General features: G+C 49.6%; 1 protein-coding gene. It reads left to right on the forward strand.

Translation table 11 applies throughout. The features are described 5' to 3' along the window. Positions 1-338: F0F1 ATP synthase subunit gamma (locus tag AB4496_RS26995; protein ID WP_372132991.1), on the forward strand; the 338-nt coding region annotated here is incomplete at its 5' end. Between the last annotated feature and the right edge of the window lie 29 nt (positions 339-367).

Raw genomic sequence — 367 nt, forward strand, 5'->3', positions numbered from 1 at the left:
TGGTTCAAGAACCAACGACCTTGCAGTTGCTGCCCCACCCTTCAGATTCTGAAGCCGATGGAGGCGCGAAAAAAGCACGTCGTTGGGACTACATCTATGAACAAGCACCAAGAGACATCCTCTCTGAGCTGTTACATCGATACATTGAATCGCAAGTGTATCAAGGCATCGTAGAGAGCATTGCCTGTGAGCAGGCAGCCCGAATGGTGGCCATGAAAGCGGCGACCGATAACGCAGGCCAACTCATCGATGATTTGCAGTTGGTATACAACAAAGCGCGACAGGCTGCCATTACCCAAGAACTGAGTGAAATAGTCTCAGGTGCTCAAGCTGTCTAAGGGCAGAAAAGAGTGGGTTAAGAATAGAA

This window comes from Vibrio sp. 10N.222.46.A1, from assembly GCF_041473595.1.
GTDB lineage: Bacteria > Pseudomonadota > Gammaproteobacteria > Enterobacterales > Vibrionaceae > Vibrio > Vibrio tasmaniensis_A.